Origin of the sequence: Aquipuribacter hungaricus, assembly GCF_037860755.1 — a bacterium.
Taxonomy (GTDB): Bacteria; Actinomycetota; Actinomycetes; order Actinomycetales; family JBBAYJ01; genus Aquipuribacter; species Aquipuribacter hungaricus.
This window is the reverse complement of record NZ_JBBEOI010000011.1, coordinates 23,881-40,053: the sequence shown is the minus strand read 5'-3', so window position 1 is coordinate 40,053 and position 16,173 is coordinate 23,881. Positions and strand designations below refer to the sequence as shown.

Genomic DNA, 16,173 nt, shown 5'->3' with positions numbered 1-16,173 from the left:
GCCCCCGCAGGTGGGGCCAAATCAGACCGCCACCCTGGGGCCAGACCACGCTCCCACTCTCAGAGCGCCCGTGGCGGGGTCACGCCCGGGTGCGGCGCTCCACCTCGTCGGGCGACCGCGACAGGGCTTCTGCGTAGCGGAGCAGGCGAGGCCCGGTCCGCACGAGTGGTCCGCTGACCAGGCGTTCGGCTCTCCCGAGTCGGGCTTGCCAGTGCTCGGTGGCGCTGCCGCCCGGTCGGTAGAGGGTTGACAGGGCCGGGGGCTGCTCGACCCGGCGACGCCGGTCGGGGGGCCGAGCGGTCTGAGCGTGCACGTAGAGGTCCCCCCCCCCGGGACGTATTCGGCGGATCGGACGGAGCCCCCCGGACTCCCGTGCCGGCGCGAATCCGGTCGGTGTAGAACAGATGTGGGCCGACCGTCTCGGCCACCAGTTCGGCCCCGTCCCCCGGATCCTGGGCGACGTACGCCGCTCAGTCCGCGACCGCGGACGAGCCGGTGTCCGGCTGGTCAGGTTTGGCCCCCTGCGCCCGACGCCCCTCACCGACAGGACCTTCCATGCGACTGCACGCACCCGTCTCGCCCTCACCAGCCTGGTGGCCGTGAGCGCCCTGGGCTTCACGGCCTGCGGCGCCGACGCCGAGTCCGCCGCCGAGTCATCCGGCTCCACGGGCGAGGCAAGCACCAGCGCGACGCCGGGACCGGAGAGCACCGACAGCACCGACAGCACCGAGGAGACGGCCGGCGCTGAGGTGACGGAGAGCCCGGGGAGCGCCGAGAGCCCGGCCGAGGCGAGCGCCTCGGGCGGGCAGCCCAGCTGGGCCAACCCGGTGACCGAGCCCGGCGAGCTGCTCAGCAGCATCGAGGCCGGCGACCTGACGGTCGACGTCTACCAGGTCGGCACGATGCCGGCCGACGACACCGGCTCCTTCGTCGACCCGGAGACCAACACGCCGTTGATCGAGGTGGGCGACACCCTGGTCTTCCTCAACTACGTCGTGAGCAACAACGGCGCGGCCGTCGACCTGGGGCCCTCCCTGGTCGACGTCTCGGCCCGCTACGACGACTGGCCCTACATGCAGGGCATGGACGGCCTGACCGGCGACGAGCTCTGGGCCGCCCAGGGGATCAACGAGCCAGGGGTCAGCGTGGAGGGCTACAGCGAGGCGGGCATCTACACCTTCGAGCCCGGTCAGCGCTTCTCCTACGGCGACAACTTCGAGCACCAGCCCGGGTCCCCGATCACGTTCGACGTCACCTACATCCCGGTCGACGCCGCGGGCGAGCTGCTGCACGACGAGCGGGTCGACGCCGAGGGCACCGCGACCATCTCCTAGCTCTGACGCCGGCCCGGACACACGTGAAGCTGCCCGACACAGATCCCAGCTGGCGGCCCCAACCGGTGCGCGTCGGTGCGGGAGCCGCCGCTGGGACCAGGGGCCGTGCCGGGCTGGGCCACAAGAGGATCGGCGATCGGGACGGGTCTTCATGTGGAAAACGACGGACGCGCCCCGGCCAGCCGTCGCCGAGGACTTCACAGGCGACACGGCAGCGAGCCGACCGGTCACGCGGACCGGGGCGACCTGCGCCCGGCGTCGCCTGGTCGAGCTACCGTGCCGGGCTAAGGCCGGTGGGACCCCGGTCAGGACGACCGGGATGTATGCGGATCCGAGTGCGGGGGCTGCCATCTTTACGACGACCACACCGGCCTACATGCGCCTGCTCGAGGTGCCAGCAGGTGGCCCGCGCCAGGCGGCGTGGGCCGACCGGTACGAGGCCGCCCATCGCGATGTCTTCGACGTCTACTACGACGGCCGGGGCGATCCCAGCCTGCGGAGTGAGGCCGCCGACACTGTCGAAGCCCTTGTCGGGGGCATCCAGGAGCGGGAGGGACGGGCAGCCGGCCTGGTGCGGTCCACCGCCGCGGCGATGCACGAGCGCGGCTTGTTGGACCGGCCGTGGCTGCCGACGGTGCTGATGGTGGGTGGCGGTACCGCCAACGGCTGGGTCGCCCCGTACGCGGGGGAGCCGGCCCTGTTTTTGGCGTTGGAGAACTTCCCGCCGTCGCCCTATGACGCTGTCCTGGTCGCGCACGAGGCGGCTCACGTCGCGCACGCCCGTGCGTCGGGCATCACCTGGCCGGCTTCCGTGGGGGAGATGGCGTTCATCGAGGGCCTGGCGGTCGCGGTGTCACGAGAGCTGTGCCCTGGCCTCACCGCGTCCGCGTACTTCTGGTTCGACGGTGACCACGACGCGTGGGTGCAGGACTGCGAACGACGAGCAGGGGCCATCGAGGCTGTCGCGGTGGCCGCGTTGGAGACGCGGGACCCAGCCGTCCTGGGCCGGCTGTTCGAGGGGGCCGCCCAGCCGGTCTCGGTACCGTCGCGCGCCGGGTACTGGTTCGGGGACCGAGCAGTGCGACGGGCCCTGGAAAGCAGGAGTCTGACCGACCTCTTCCGCCTGGACTGTCTTCCGGTCTAGGGCTAGCCGCCCGCGCTTCCTCCGGACAGGAGTGGAGCACCTATCAGCCTGATGGCGCTGTCGTAGACCGGATCGGAAAGGCCGCGGCCTGCGGGAGGGCCACCCACGGGGCAGGGCTGAACGCGGGGGGATGGCTGGTCAGGGGGCCGGGGCTGTCGTGGGAACCACGTTCCCGAGGAGGTCCTGGGTGAGGTCGTCGGCGACGGGCGTGACGACGGCGGTGACCACCGACATGTACGCCCGCCACACCTCGTCGGGGAAGAGCACGAGTGCACCGAGGACGACACCGAAGGCCGCGAGCTTGAGGACGCCGGCGCGGGCGCTACGGGCTGGACGCTTGCGTGGGCGTGTCGAGCCGGCGCGGGGCTTCGCGGTGTTCCGGGGCGCCCGGCCGGGGCCCGCCTGGGCGGGAATGCGGTCCTGGGGCTGCCGTCGCAGGGCGGTCCCGAGCGTCATGGCGGTCTCCATCACGGCCTGGGCGCCCAGCACGGCCGACCGCTGGAGTACGTGCTGCAGCAGCTGCCCGCGCCCGACCACCACGACGCCGTCCAGGAGGACGGGTTCCTGGTCCTGGGCGGCGAGGCAGATCAGGCCGGCGACGACCTCGGGGGGCAGGGCGGGGACCAGGGTAAGCAGCGCCTGCCGGGCGGTCTGGACCGCCTCGATCTCCTTGGTCTTGCGGTAGCCGTTGCTGCGCAGGCCCCGGTCGGTGTCGACGGTGACGGTGCCTGACCAGTTCTTGGTGTCCACGACGAGGACGCCGCCGGGTCCGATGAGGACGTGGTCGAGGTTGGCGCGGGCCCGTCCGGGCCAGGCCACGTCGTGCAGGACGACCCACCCCAGCTGAGCGAGGCCGGCGAGGGTGTCGGCGACCTGCTCCTCGCCGGCGGCGCCGGCGGACCAGGCGTGCTCGCGGGCCCTGGCGGCGGCGAGCTTCCGCTCGGCCTCCTCGACGCTGCGTCGAGCGGCTGCCTGCTGCTGGCGTGCGCCGTGCCCTGCTGTGCTCATCTCGCCCCTACTCAACCGACACTGGACGCGACACCCGGACCGAACCTTGCGCTGGCTATCGGGCCGTCCTGACGGGGACCTGAGTCCCGGGCGGGCGGCGCCGCCCAGGTAGGCAGCGGCGACGGGAGAGGGTCTCGGCTGGGCCGTGTCACACGTACGGGGGCTCGACCCGGCCGGGCGAGGTGTCGACACCTCACAGGTGGATGCGGTGGGTGAGGTAGATGGGCCAGGGGTGACGGGGGCTGGCGGTGGCATCGCGGCCAGGCTCGATGGCTTGCGTTCGGGGCACCCGGTCCTGACCACGGTGTTCTTCCTCGTGCTCTACGCCGGTGCGGTCGCTCTAGGGCGTGCGACCCGGGTGGAGGGGACCCAGCTGGCGCTGGTGTGGCCTGCGGCAGCGGTGGGTGTGCTGTGGGTCGCCGCGTCGTGGGGGCGTCCGCGCCGGGTGCTGATCGCCGGCTCCCTCCTGGCGGTGGTGGCCGGTGTGATCAACCACCTGACCGGGGTCAGCTGGGAGATGGCGGTGGTGTTCGCGGTCGCCAACGTCGTGCAGTCCCTGGTGGTGTGCCTGGTCCTGGTCGGGCTCCAGCGTGCGAGCGGTCACGAGCCGTTCCGGCTGCGGCACACCCAGGACCTCGCAGCCCTCGTCCTGGCCTCGACGGCCGGGTCCCTCGTGGCGGCCCTGATCGGCCCTGTCGGGCTGTGGCTGCTGCAGGACGCGGCGCTGCTGCCGACGGCGGGGGCATGGACGCTGCGCAACGCCGCGAGCGTGTTCGTGTTCGCCGCGCCGGCGCTCAGGCTGGCCGACCCCCAAGAACGGCATCCCCGGCAGGGGTGGCGGGTGTGGGCAGAGCTGGTGGTGGCGGGCGTCGTCATCTCGGTCGGCTACCTCTCCGTGTTCGCCCTGGACTCCAACCTCCCTCTGGCGTTCCTGCCGCTGCCGCTGAGCATGTGGATCGCGCTGCGCTTCCACACCACGTTCGCCGCGGTCCACGTGCTGCTCGCGGGCGTCCTCATGGTCGTCAGCACGCTGCAGGGCCTGGGTCCCTTCGGTGCCGCCTCGCCCGTCAACCGGGTGCTGCTGGCCCAGGCGTGCGTGTCCGTCGTGGGGCTGGTGACGCTCGTCCTGGCCCTGCAGCGCGACGACCGGCGACGGCTCGTGGCGCGGCTGGAGGAGACCACCCGGCAGGCGCACGCTCTGGCAGAGGAACGGGACCGCGCCTCGCGGGCCAAGACCGCCTTCCTCGCCACCATGAGCCACGAGATCCGAACCCCCCTGAACGGGGTCCTCGGCCTGACCGACCTGCTGTCCGGCTCTGGGCTACCCGAGGAGCAAGCGGGCTGGGCCCGCCAAGCCAGCCGGTCCGGGCGGGCCCTGCTGACCATCGTCAACGACGTCCTGGACCTGTCCAAGGTCGAGGCCGGGGCTGTCGAGCTCGAGGCCGTGCGCTTCAGCGTCGGCGACGTCCTGGAGGACGCGCTGCTACCGGTCAGGCTGGCCGCCGACGAGGCCGGCGTCACGATGGTGGTGGTCGTGCGGCCGTCGCTGCGCCAGGACCGGGTCGGTGACCCCTCCCGGCTGCGGCAGGTGATCACCAACCTGGCCTCCAACGCCGTCAGGTTCACCGAGCAGGGCTCGGTCGTCGTCACGGTCGGCGGCGACGAGGAGCAGGTCTGGCTGCAGGTCGCCGACACCGGGATCGGGATGAGCGAGGAGCAGCAGGCGCGGCTGTTCCAGCCCTTCACCCAGGCTGACGCCTCGGTCACCCGCCGCTGTGGCGGCACGGGTCTGGGCCTGGCCATCGCCGGCGGGCTCATCCAGCGCATGGGTGGCACCATCACCGTCACCAGCGCGCCCGGTCGAGGGTCGACGTTCCGGGTGGACGTCCCCCTCCCGTGCGCCTCGCCTGAGGTGGGAGGGAGGGTCGCGGCGGGTGCTGCGGGACGTGTCCCAGGCCCCCGTCCCCCCGGCACGTCCTCGCCGGCGCGCCGTGCCGGTGACCCGGTCGGGCAGGCCGAGCCGGGCATGCGGGTGCTGGTGGCGGAGGACAACGAGGTCAACCAGCTCGTCGCGAAGATGACCCTGAGACGAGCAGGGGTGCAGGTCGACGTCGTCGGTGACGGGCAGCAGGCGCTGGAGGCGCTGCGCGCCGGTCGCTACGACGGCGTGCTGCTGGACCTGCAGATGCCCGTCCTGGACGGCATCCGGACCGTGGAGTCTCTCCGCGCGACGGAGACCGAGGAGGGGTCGGCGCGCCTGCCCGTGTTCGCCATGACCGCCAGCGTCCTGGCCACCGACCGCGACGCCTGCCTGCAGGCCGGGATGGACGGGGTCCTGCCCAAGCCCTGGAACGCCGAGCAGCTCACGGCCGTCCTCGACCACATCGCCCGCAACCGGCGGACCGCGGCCACCACCGCCTGACCCCGCGCCAGGCCGGACCACGAGCTCCGCGTGGGCCTGGCAGCCACGCCGGCTGTCACGTGGGGGTGGTGCGCCCGGAGGGGTCGAGGCCCTCACGTGGGGGTCAAGTCCCGTGCGCTGCGGGCCGAGGTGCAGGCATGGAGACACGCGCGTGGTGGGCCGGCCGCGCGACCTGGGTGCTGCTGGTCGTGGTCCTCGTGGGGACGGTCGTCCTGGTGCTGGTGCCGGGGTGGCGGTCGGCAGCGGTGGTGGTGGCGTCGGTCGGCGCTGTGGCCCTGGTGGTCGTGGGTATCGCCTGGCACCGGCCGGCTGCTGCTGCCATCGGCTCGGGGTGGTGGCCGGTGGTGCTGATGCTGGTGCTGTGGGGCTGTGCCGGGGTGATGGTGCAGGTGCAGGGGCAGCTGAGCACCGTCAGCACGGTGCTGGTGTGGGCGGGGCAGGTCGTGGCCGCGCTGCACGTGTGCCAGTTCGTCCGCAGTGCCCAACAGGTCCGTGGCACGCGAACAAGACGCGGCACGCGAACAAGACGCGGCACCCGAACAAGACGCGGCACCCGAGCAAGCCGTGGCACCCGTGGCGCGCGTGGCCCGGGGGCTACGCCGGGGGCTTGGTTAGACCTGGTGATCATCGTCACGGTGCTGGCCGTGGTGGCGGCACAGCTGCTGGCGGTGACCGTGGCCGCCGAGGGTGGCGCGGCGAACGTGGCGATGGCCAGCATCGACGTGGCGCTGGTGGGGCTGCTGCTGCGGTTCACGGTGTCGCGGCGTGGTCTGTCGGTGAGCTCGTGGCTGCTGCTGGGCGCGGCTGTGGTGACGATCGTGTACGACCTCACGCTGGCCCTGGACGGCCGGCGGCTGGCGGTGCCGGGGGACCTGGAGCAGGTCGTCGGTGTCGTGGCCTCGATGTTGTTCGCGGCGGCGGCGCTGCACCCGTCGATGGCCGCGGTGTACGAGCCGGGGACGTTCGCGCGTGCCCGGCGCCCGTCGGTGGCGCTGCTGGGGCTGCTGCCGCTGGTGCTGGTGCCGGCCGGGTTGTGGGGGGTGTCGCAGCTGGGCGGGGCCGCGGGGCTGCCGGGTTGGGCGGTGCCGGTCGCTGGGGCGCTGATCGGGGTGCTGTGCCTGCTGCGGGCGGTGTCCGCGCTGCGCGACAGCGAGCACCTGGCAGAGCACGACCCGCTGACCGACCTCGCCAACCGCCGTGGCCTGGCCCGGACCTACGAGGCCTCCTGGGGGAGGCCCGGGAGGCCCGGGAGGCCCGGGAGACCCGGGGGGAGCGGGAGGGCTGGGGGGCCCGGTGCGGGGGAGGGGCGCAGCCTGCTCCTGGTGGACCTGGATGACTTCAAGCAGGTCAACGACACCCACGGGCACGACACCGGGGACGCGCTGCTGCTGCAGGTGCGCGACCGGTTGCTGAGCGCTGCGGGCGGCAACCCGGCCACGGTGGTGGCCCGCCTGGGTGGTGACGAGTTCGTCCTGCTGAGCGAGACGGGCGACGCCGAGCGGCTGGCCCAGCGGCTGCTCGTCGCGCTGGAGCCTGCCGTGGTGGTGGGGGGTCGACGGCTGCGGGTCGGCGCGAGCGTCGGGGTCGCCCACGCCGACGACCACGCTGACGGCCAGGCGCAGGCTGGAGACGGTGCTGACGGCGGCGACGGTGCTGACGTCGGCGACGCTGATGATGCGGCTGACGGAGCCGGTGCTGCGGGCGGGGAGCAGGTTCCGCTGGCGGAGCTGCTGACCCGGGCCGATGTGGCCATGTATGCCGCGAAGGCGGCGGGCGGGTCGCGGGCGGTGGTGTTCCGGCCCGAGATGCGTGAGGAGGTCGCCGAGCGGTACTCCCTCGCCGGTGACGTCCGTCAGCTGCTGGGCGGCTCGGCGGTGCAGGTGGGCCGGCTCGAGCTGCACTACCAACCTTTGGTGGACCTCGTCTCCGCGGAGGTGGTGGGCGCGGAGGCGCTGGTCCGCTGGGACCACCCCCGGCGGGGGCTGCTCGGCCCGCAGGCGTTCCTGCCCGTGGTCAGCAGCAACGAGCTGGACGCCCAGCTGGACGACACCGTGCTGCAGGAGGTGGTAGCGCAGCTGGCCCGCTGGCGGGGGCAGGGTCTGCGGGTGCCGCCGGTGAGCGTGAACCTCACCCGGGACAGCCTGGACGACCCCGGCCTGCCCGGGCGGGTCCTGGGCCACCTGGCCCGGGCGGGCGTGCCGACCGCCAGCCTGCACCTGGAGATCACCGAGCACGACCAGCTCACCGTCGACAGCGCCGCCGCGTCGTCGCTGGCCGCGCTGCGCGAGGCCGGTGTCGACATCCACCTGGACGACTACGGCACCGGCTACACCTCGCTGGACTACCTCGACCGTTTCCCGGTGCAGGTGCTCAAGCTCGACCGCTCCGTCGTGTCCACCGTCACCGAGGGCGGGGCCCCGCTCGTGGCAGGCGTGCAGGCCCTGGCCCTCACCCTCGGCCTGGACGTCCTCGCCGAAGGGGTCGAGACCGAGCAGCAGCGCGAGCAGCTCATCGGCCACGGCGTCCGGTACGGGCAGGGGTACCTCTTCTCCCGGCCGGTACCCGCCGACATCTACGCCGACCGCTTCCTCCGAGCAAGCCACAGCACGACCAGCACCAACAGACAGCGACCCGACCGCCCCCCGGTGGTGAGGCCACGGCAGGCCCAGCAGACCCACCAGACCACCCGGTCCAGCGAGCCCATCGAGCCCACCGGGGCCGCCGGCGAGAGGTGAGACTCCGAGCCCGCTCCGGACGGCAACACGAGCACTGGCGGTCAGGACGGCCCGCCCACGGGCCCCGACAGCAGGAGCGACCGGTGGCCTCGCCGGAACCGCCCCCCGCCCGTCACACCTGCAACCCGATCGTCCCGTGGCTCCCCGGCCCAGGCGGTCCCGCCGGTCCGGGCTCGCCGTGTCGAGTCGCGGGTCGTGTCGAGTCGCAGGTCGTGACGAGTCGCGCGCCATGACGAGTCGCGCGCCATGACGAGTCGCGCGCCATGACGGTCACCGGCGGCAAGGGGTCGCGGTCCCTAGGTCCACGCACATCCGGGCATCACCAGTTGTCCTATCAGTCCACGCATGACTCAGAGGCGCGCCGCGGGGATGTGCGTCCGGCTGGTGGGTAGGACGACGGCATGACTACCTCAACTGAGCAGGGTGCGGGCGCCAGCGACCTCGGCAAGAGCGTCATCAAGACCCGGAAGGTCACTGCCTGGCAGCCGAACTTCTCTCCGTCCGGGGCCGGGGAGCCCGGCAGTTACCTGTTCCAGCTCGTCCTTGACAACGGCGCCAGCGAGGTCGTCCTCAGCGTCACCGTCGACGACGCCGACAACCTGTTCGACTGGCTGACGGCCAGCGACGAGGCCTACTACGACATGGAGCGCGAGGTGCTGCTCTTCGGTTCTCGCACGCTCGGCTGAGCCGATCTCGCCGGCGCAGCCGCCGGCTCACCGTCCGATTGGCGCTGTCGGCTGTCCCGCCCGCTTCAGCCTTCGACGGTTGACGACGAGTGGGCCGGGCGCACCCCGGGAAGTCCGGGTGCGTCCCGTGCCTCCAGGCAGCGGGGCGGCCCGGTATGGTCTCCAGGGGTCCCTCCGGCCGGGTCGCGCCCCACCAGGTTGGGCATACGCCGGCCCAGATGAGCCTCGGCCCCCCGCCAGGCAGCGGTTGTCGTGCGGCCGTGGGTAGACCTTCGTGCGGTCTGGGCGTGGGTGTCCGTGTGTCTTGGTTCTAGGGGTGCCTGCCGGGGGGGACAGCCGCCTGAAAAGACGCCTGGGCGTGTGCCTGGGCGTGAGTGCGGGGCTGAGGTGCCGACGGTGTGGTCGGGACCGTGGTCCAGGAGGCGGCGGGGCCCGGTCGGCCGTAGAGGTAGCCCTGCACGAGCGGGCAGCCGGCGCTGGTGAGCAGCTCTGCCTGTGCAGTGGTCTCGATGCCTTCGGCGATGACGGTGAGCCCTAGGCGGTCGCCGAGGTCGAGCAGGGCTCGGAGCATCGCGAGGCGTCGGGGGCTGGTGGTGATGGTGGAGATGAAGGACCGGTCCAGCTTGAGGTAGTCGGCGGGCAGGGTGTCCAGGCGGCTGAAGGCGGAGTACCCGGTGCCGAAGTCGTCGATCGCGACTGCGATGCCGTGGCTGCGGAGCTCAGTGAGGGTGTGCAGGGCTGGCGTGCTGGCGCCCTCGATGAGGCTCTCGGTGATCTCGACGACCAGCTGAGGGGCTGGCCAGCCCTCGTGCAGCAGCGTGGCGAGCACGGTGCTGGCGTAGCCGGGGTCGGCGAGCTCCCGGCCGGAGGCGTTGACGGTCAGCAGCAGCCGGGTGCCCCACGCCCGTTGGAGGTCGAGGGCGCCCTGGCAGGCCTGGGCCAGGACCATGGCGCCAAGGTCGTGGATGAGCCCGTTCGCCTCGGCGGCCGGCACGAACTCCGAGGGGGGCACGGTGCCGCGCCGCGGGTGCTCCCAGCGGGCCAGTGCCTCCACGCCCACCACGCGCCGTGAGGGCAGGGCGACGATCGGCTGGAAGGCCACGTCGATGCTGCCGGCGTTGATCGCGGCGGCGAGGTCATCGGCGAGGTGGTCGGTCTGGGTGGCGCTGAGCCTGGAGCAGCCGCGACCGGCTGCCTTGGCCGCGTACAGGGCGATGTCGGCGCGACGCAGCAGGTCGGCCCCGCTCTCGGTGTTGTGGTGCTGCGCGACCCCGCAGGACAGGCCGTGCTCGGTGATGGAGGTCCGCATGACCTCCAGGGCCTGCAGGGCCGCCACGGCGGTCGTGGCGGGCAGGATGACCGCGAACTCGTCGCCGCCGTGGCGGGTCAGCAGGGCGCCCGGGGGCAGCGCGGCGGCGCAGCGCGCGGCCAGCGTCTGCAGGAGCGCGTCACCCGCGGCGTGGCCACCGTGGTCGTTGACCGCCTTGAACCGGTCGACGTCCACCAGCGCCAGCGACAGAGCCTCTGAGGTGCGGGAGGCCGTGGCCAGGGCCGCCTCGAGGGCGTCGTCGAACCCGCGCCGGTTCGGCAGCCCGGTGAGGCTGTCGCGGCTGGCGCTGGAGGCGCGCCGCACCAGGGGCCCGACGACCACGGAGACGGCGAGGCACACCAGGGACGCCGAGACCACGGCACCTGTGCCCAGCTCGTCGTGGGTGCCCAGCGCGACCGCCTGCCCGCACAGCATGGCCAGAAGGTGCAGGCTGGCCGTGCGGGAGGAGAAGAACAGGAATGCGTCGATGGCCACGAACGTGTTGAGCGAGGCGACGGTCAGCGCCGCGCCCGGCGTCGGGCACAGGATGACCGCGGCGGTCAGGACGACCGTCCCGTACACCACCACGGCGTGGTAGGCGTGGTGCGGCAGCCGCCGCCCGCACCACAGGAGCAGCGCGCCAGTCAGGAACGACAGCACCGCCAGCCCGACCAGCACGGTCGTCGTGGTAGCGAACGGGCGCGGCAGGTCCACGGCCACGGCCAGCGCCGCCAGCCCCCCGGCGCAGTAGAACACCCCGGCGGTACGCGCCATCAGCGGCGGCGTCGCCACCTCCGGGACCACGGTCGCACGCTCCACCCGCGATGCATCGGCACACCAGCACCGCCCCTTCACCCCGCCGACGAGCAAGAACCTGTCCGCACGGCGAGAAACAGCCCGCGCAGCCAGAACCAGTCCGCACGGCAGGAACCACTCCGCACGGCAGATCACGTCCACCTGCTCTCTCGCACGGTTGTTGTCGCGGGGACAGCTGCGCGGTTCCCTACTCCAGGTGCTGATCCGTGTCGGGGTTGTGGAGCCACCTGCGTCCTACAGTCACGCTTCATGCCGGAGGACGAGCTGAGCGCGTACAAGTCGGCTGCTGCCGTGGTGGCTCCGGGTCTGGCGGCGCTGGTGTGGCTGGAGGCCACGCTGAGCGGGAGCTTCGAGACCGCGTGGGGCGGGCTGGACCCGGTGTTTCGTCTGGCGGTCGTGCAGGAGTGGATCTCCTCCAACGCGGAGGTCCTCGAGCTGGTCGAGGTAGACCGTGACGACCTCGCCCGGCAGCTGGCGTCGGCGGCGCCGACCCACTGGCTGTGGCATGCGTGCGGATGCAGGGCGGTGCGCCGCACCGTCGAACGTCTGGTGGAGGGCCAGCGCGGGGTCCGCTACGGGATCGGCACGAGGCCGCGCTTCGTCGCCCCAGACCTGGAGGTGGTCGTCGTCTTCGACCTCGACGGCCTCCCCGTCGACGACAGGGGTCGTCACGTCCTGCCGGTCGGCGAGGGCAGGCAGACGTACCCCCTCATCATGCGGCTGCTGGAGGGGCGTCACGTCGTCCGAGGGGTCGGCATGGGTCTTCTGCAGCCAGGCTGGCCCCCGCCTATGAAGAGGTCCTGCGCCCCGAGGACTGACCGCTCGTGAATGCAGCGGGGGGTGCGCTCGACGTCGTTCCTCTACCACGACGAGCGGTCCTGGCTCTTGGCGCTGTTGGTCCGCTGCCCCGTCCCGGGGTGCGTTTGCGTCAGACCTGGGTACTGCGAGGAACGAGAGCCCGCCTGATTCCCCTTCTCGGACCCCACGAGCTAGCAGGCGGGCTCTCGCCGTGCTGCACGCAGGCCCCGTGCCCGGCAAGGGCGGGAGTCCGGGCCGGTCCCGCTGCCGCGGACGGCCGAGCAGGCGTGACCGCGCGGCCGCGTGACCGCGTGCCGGAGGTGGGCGACGCTGTTAGACAGCGCCTATGACTCGTATCCCAGCGTCGGGACGGCTCCCGGTCGAGGACTCGCTGTTCGACCGTCTGCGGGAGGTGGACCCGGGTATCGCGACGTTGTCGGTGACGAAGTCGACGTTGGTGGCGACGAGCCACCTCATCGAGACCCTGGTGTACGAGCACGGGCAGCGGTGCGTGCTGGTGTCGGGTTTCCAGCACGGCCGGCACTGGGCGGGCGAGCGTGACCGTTACCTGCAGCTGTCCGGCGACCACGACGTGATTGCGCTGTTCGCCGGGCGGGAGCTGCCGGCGGGGTCGGGGGTGGACCATGTGGGGTTGCGGCTGCGCACCGGGGACCCTCTGGCGCAGGAGTGGTTCGTGCTGGCGGTGGGGCCGGGCCTGGCGGTCACGCTGTGCGGGCTGGACGGGGACGCCCACTCCGCGGCGCAGGCACCGGTCCGGCAGGCCGAGCGGGTCTTCGACGTGGTGTGGAGCCTGGACCCGCAGGTGGCGGCCGTCGCGGCGCAGGTCGTCGTGGCGGGCGTGCGACGTACCGCCCCCGAGCGTGCGGAGGAGGTGGCCGCCCTGCTCGCGGAGGCCGGTCGTCGTCCGCCTTCGCCGGTGGAGGCGGCGCGGGCCTCGGACGCCCTGCTGGCGGGGATGGTCCGTCGGGTGGAGGCGGTGGGCAGGCGCGAGCAGCAGGTCCTGGCCGCCGCTAGCCAGGAGAAGAGCGTTTTCCTGTCGCGGATGAGCCACGAGCTGCGGACCCCGCTCAACGCGATCCTCGGGTTCGCGCAGCTGCTGGAGCTCGATGCCGAGCAGCCCGAGGCGCAAGAGTCGGTGGAGCAGATCCTGCGCGCGGGCCGGGGGATGGTGGGCCTGGTCGACGAGCTCCTCGACATCGGGCGGATCGAGGCCGGCGGCCTCAACCTCGACCTGCAGCCGGTCCCGGTCGGGCCGCTGGTGGCCGGGGTGGTGTCGATGATGAGCCCGTTGGTCGCGTCGGCTTCGCTGGTGCTGCGCGACCGGGTCGAGCAGCCGGGACCCCGGGTCAGGGCGGACGAGGCACGCCTGCGTCAGGTGCTGCTGAACCTGCTGTCCAACGCCGTGAAGTACACCCCCGCGGGCGGCCAGGTCGAGGTGGGTGTCACGCGCACCCCTGACGCGGTGCGGCTGTCGGTCTCCGACACCGGGCCCGGTCTGAGCGTGGGGGAGCTGGAGCGGCTGTTCACCCCGTTCGAGCGTCTCGGTGCAGCGCAGCGCGGCATCCCGGGCAACGGCCTGGGGCTGGTGGTCAGCCGTGCCCTGGTCCAGGCGATGGGCGGTCAGCTGGAGGTCGACAGCCGCCCCGGAGCCGGGTCCACGTTCACCGTCGCCCTCCCCGCCGCAGCGACCGGCATGGACGCTGACGCCGAGCCCGTGGGCGACGCAGAGCCTGAGGATGACGCCGAGCCCAGGGTGAGGACCTGATGGGTGCTGCTCAGCCCGTCGAGGAACACGTCGAGGAGCTCGGGGTCGAAGTGGCTGGCCCGGTGGGCCTGCAGGTGCTCCGCGGCCCTGTCGATGGTCCAGGCGGGCTTGTAGGGGCGCTGGCTGGTGAGGGCGTCGAAGACGTCGACGACGGCGACCAGGCGCCCGGCCAGGGGGATCGACTGGCCGGCGAGGCCCTGGGGGTAGCCGGTGCCGTCCCAGCGTTCGTGGTGGGTGAGGGCGACCTGCTCGGCCAGGCGCAGCAGCTCTGACTCGCCGCCGGCGAGGATGTGGGCGCCGGCGGCGGCGTGACCCTTGATGGTCTCGAACTCCGCGGGCGTCAGCGGACCGGGCTTGAGCAGGACGGCGTCGGGGATGCCGACCTTGCCGATGTCGTGCAGCGGCGCCGCCTCGCCCACCAGGCGGGCCTCGGCAGCCGGCAGGCCCAGGCGCGTGGCGAGCCGGTGCGCGGCGACGCCGACCCGGGCGGCGTGCTCGGAGGTGGTGTCGTCGCGGTACTCACCGACCAGGGCCAGCCGCTGCACCAGCCCGGTGTGGGCGAGCTGGAGCTGGGCGGTGCGGGCGTGGACCTGCTCTTCCAGGTGCTGGTTCTGATCGCGGAGGCGGACGTGGAGCATCCGGGTCGCCAGCAGGTTCGACACCCGTAGTGCGGTCTCGGTGACGTCGATGGGCTTGGTGAGGAAGTCGTGGGCACCCAGCGCCAGGGCTGTCCGTCTGGTCCTCGCGGTGGAGTCGGCGGTCACGACGAGCTGGGGGACGTAGTCGTCGGCGGTGACGGCGGTCTGCAGCCGGCGGAGCACCTCGAAGCCATCCAGGTCGGGCATCTGCAGGTCTAGTAGGACCAGGTCCGGGGCGAGGTCTGCGAGGTTGTCCAGCAACCACCGCGGGTCGGTGGTGAGGACGACGTGCTGGTATCCCTGCCGGGCCAGGACCCGGTCGATCAGGTCCAGGTTCGCCTGCTCGTCGTCCACCACCACGATCCTCGCGCGCGGATGCTCTGCGGGTGTCAACAGCCCTGCCGGGTTCACGCCACGGACCCGGTCAGGGCGGACGGTGGGGCCGGGGAGGGCAGAGCCGGCTCCAGGGCGTCCAGGTGGGCGAAGAGGCTGGCCACGTCCAGCGGCTTGGTCAAGTAGGCGGTGACCCCGGCGGCCATGAGCCGCTCGACGCTGGCAGGAGAGGCGTCGGCGCTCAGCACCAGCACCGGTGGCGAGCAGAGGCCGGGCAGCCGGCGCAGCTCGTACAGGACGGTCTCCCCCGGCAGGTCGGGCAGGTGCAGGTCGAGCAGGACGACATCCGGACGCAGCCGCGCCGCGGCCGCGAGCCCACCGACCCCGGTGCGGGCGACGTGCACCTGGACCCCGCCCCGGCGCTGCATGAGCCGGGTGACCAGCAGCACGTCGGAGGGCTGGTCCTCCACGTAGAGCATCGTCAGCACGGCACGGCCCCCCGGGAGCTAGATCTCAGAACCTTGATCGGCAGCCGACGACCAGGCCTTGACATCGTCGCGCCAAGTCCTGAGCGGCGCCCGCGGTCGCACGAGCCGGTGATCACCCCTGGCTCGCGCCGGTAAGCCCAGCGCGAGGCACGGGCCGGCGGGGGCGGCCACCTCCGAAGCCGGTACTGCGCGAGCCTCAAGGTGCGCTCCACGCTGTCCGAGTACGGGAAGCACGGACCAGCCGTCATGCTCTGGCTCCGCGACAGCGCGGCGGGACGCCCACGGACAAGGAGCCACCCATGGTGGACGGCAGCATCCTCGAGGACCGCACCACCGACGGCATGACGACAGGTACGGCAGCATGAGCGTCGTACCCACGGGTTCAAGCACCCGCGACGGGATCGCCCTGGTCATGGCCGCCATGCGGACCGACCCCGCAGCGGTGGCTGTGCTGCTGGAGCAGATGACGCCGAAGCAGACGCAGGAGGTGGCCGTGTTCTGTGCCTTCCTCGCAGCTGACCAGCTCAAGGCCGCCGAAGCCAGCCTTGCCCGGCCCGGCCACTACGCCGACGCCCTGCAGGCGGTGGCGCTGCAGCTGGCGGCCAGCGGCCGCACCATGCTCTAACGCCCGAAACTCGCCGGCGGTGTCGTTCGGCGGTCTCGTTCGGCGGTGACC

General features: G+C 72.8%; 11 protein-coding genes and 1 pseudogene. 8 read left to right on the top strand and 4 right to left on the bottom strand.

Translation table 11 applies throughout. From position 1 onward, the window contains the following. The first annotated feature begins 599 nt into the window (after positions 1-599). Positions 600-1,334 carry a hypothetical protein gene (locus WCS02_RS03535; RefSeq protein ID WP_340289837.1) on the top strand — a complete coding sequence of 245 codons (735 nt, stop codon included), beginning with the start codon at positions 600-602 and terminating at the stop codon, positions 1,332-1,334. 376 nt (positions 1,335-1,710) lie between these two features. Further along, on the top strand, positions 1,711-2,478 hold the full coding sequence (locus tag WCS02_RS03530; protein ID WP_340289835.1) for a DUF2268 domain-containing putative Zn-dependent protease: 768 nt from the start codon (positions 1,711-1,713) through the stop codon (positions 2,476-2,478). A 138-nt stretch (positions 2,479-2,616) separates the two neighbouring features. On the opposite strand, the gene WCS02_RS03525 is transcribed toward WCS02_RS03530, so the two are convergent. Next, positions 2,617-3,486, bottom strand: a complete 870-nt coding sequence (locus tag WCS02_RS03525) for a nuclease-related domain-containing protein (RefSeq protein WP_340289834.1) — start codon at positions 3,484-3,486, stop codon at positions 2,617-2,619. 274 nt (positions 3,487-3,760) lie between these two features. On the opposite strand from WCS02_RS03525, the gene WCS02_RS03520 reads away from it, so the two are divergent. The 3 genes from WCS02_RS03520 (at position 3,761) to WCS02_RS03510 (ending at position 9,329) form a co-directional block, all read left to right on the top strand. Beyond that, entirely contained in the window at positions 3,761-5,908 is a 2,148-nt protein-coding gene (locus WCS02_RS03520) for an ATP-binding protein (RefSeq protein ID WP_340289833.1), read from the top strand. A gap of 137 nt (positions 5,909-6,045) precedes the next feature. Beyond that, the gene (locus WCS02_RS03515) at positions 6,046-8,643 is read left to right on the top strand and encodes a putative bifunctional diguanylate cyclase/phosphodiesterase (protein ID WP_340289831.1); all 2,598 of its coding nucleotides are present in this window, start codon (positions 6,046-6,048) and stop codon (positions 8,641-8,643) included. Positions 8,644-9,044: 401 nt separating this feature from the next. Beyond that, positions 9,045-9,329, top strand: coding sequence for a hypothetical protein (locus tag WCS02_RS03510; RefSeq protein WP_340289828.1), 285 nt, complete (start codon positions 9,045-9,047; stop codon positions 9,327-9,329). 310 nt (positions 9,330-9,639) lie between these two features. Here WCS02_RS03510 and WCS02_RS03505 read toward each other — a convergent pair whose 3' ends face one another. Next, a complete protein-coding gene (locus WCS02_RS03505) occupies positions 9,640-11,442 on the bottom strand; it encodes a putative bifunctional diguanylate cyclase/phosphodiesterase (protein ID WP_340289825.1) in 1,803 nt (600 codons plus the stop codon). Positions 11,443-11,703: 261 nt separating this feature from the next. Here WCS02_RS03505 and WCS02_RS03500 point away from each other — a divergent pair, with 261 nt between their 5' ends. Then, the gene (locus tag WCS02_RS03500; protein ID WP_340289823.1) at positions 11,704-12,282 is read left to right on the top strand and encodes a hypothetical protein; all 579 of its coding nucleotides are present in this window, start codon (positions 11,704-11,706) and stop codon (positions 12,280-12,282) included. 316 nt (positions 12,283-12,598) lie between these two features. Beyond that, positions 12,599-14,038, top strand: coding sequence for an ATP-binding protein (locus WCS02_RS03495; RefSeq protein ID WP_340289821.1), 1,440 nt, complete (start codon positions 12,599-12,601; stop codon positions 14,036-14,038). 47 nt (positions 14,039-14,085) lie between these two features. On the opposite strand, the pseudogene WCS02_RS03490 reads toward WCS02_RS03495, so the two are convergent. Then, a pseudogene (locus WCS02_RS03490) lies at positions 14,086-15,030 on the bottom strand (HD domain-containing phosphohydrolase); the annotation flags it as partial. Between the two features lie 53 nt (positions 15,031-15,083). Beyond that, on the bottom strand, positions 15,084-15,488 hold the full coding sequence (locus tag WCS02_RS03485) for a response regulator (protein ID WP_340289819.1): 405 nt from the start codon (positions 15,486-15,488) through the stop codon (positions 15,084-15,086). A 370-nt stretch (positions 15,489-15,858) separates the two neighbouring features. On the opposite strand from WCS02_RS03485, the gene WCS02_RS03480 reads away from it, so the two are divergent. Continuing rightward, positions 15,859-16,122: a hypothetical protein gene (locus WCS02_RS03480; protein WP_340289817.1), complete on the top strand. Its 264-nt coding sequence runs from the start codon at positions 15,859-15,861 to the stop codon at positions 16,120-16,122. The last annotated feature ends 51 nt before the right edge of the window (positions 16,123-16,173 follow it).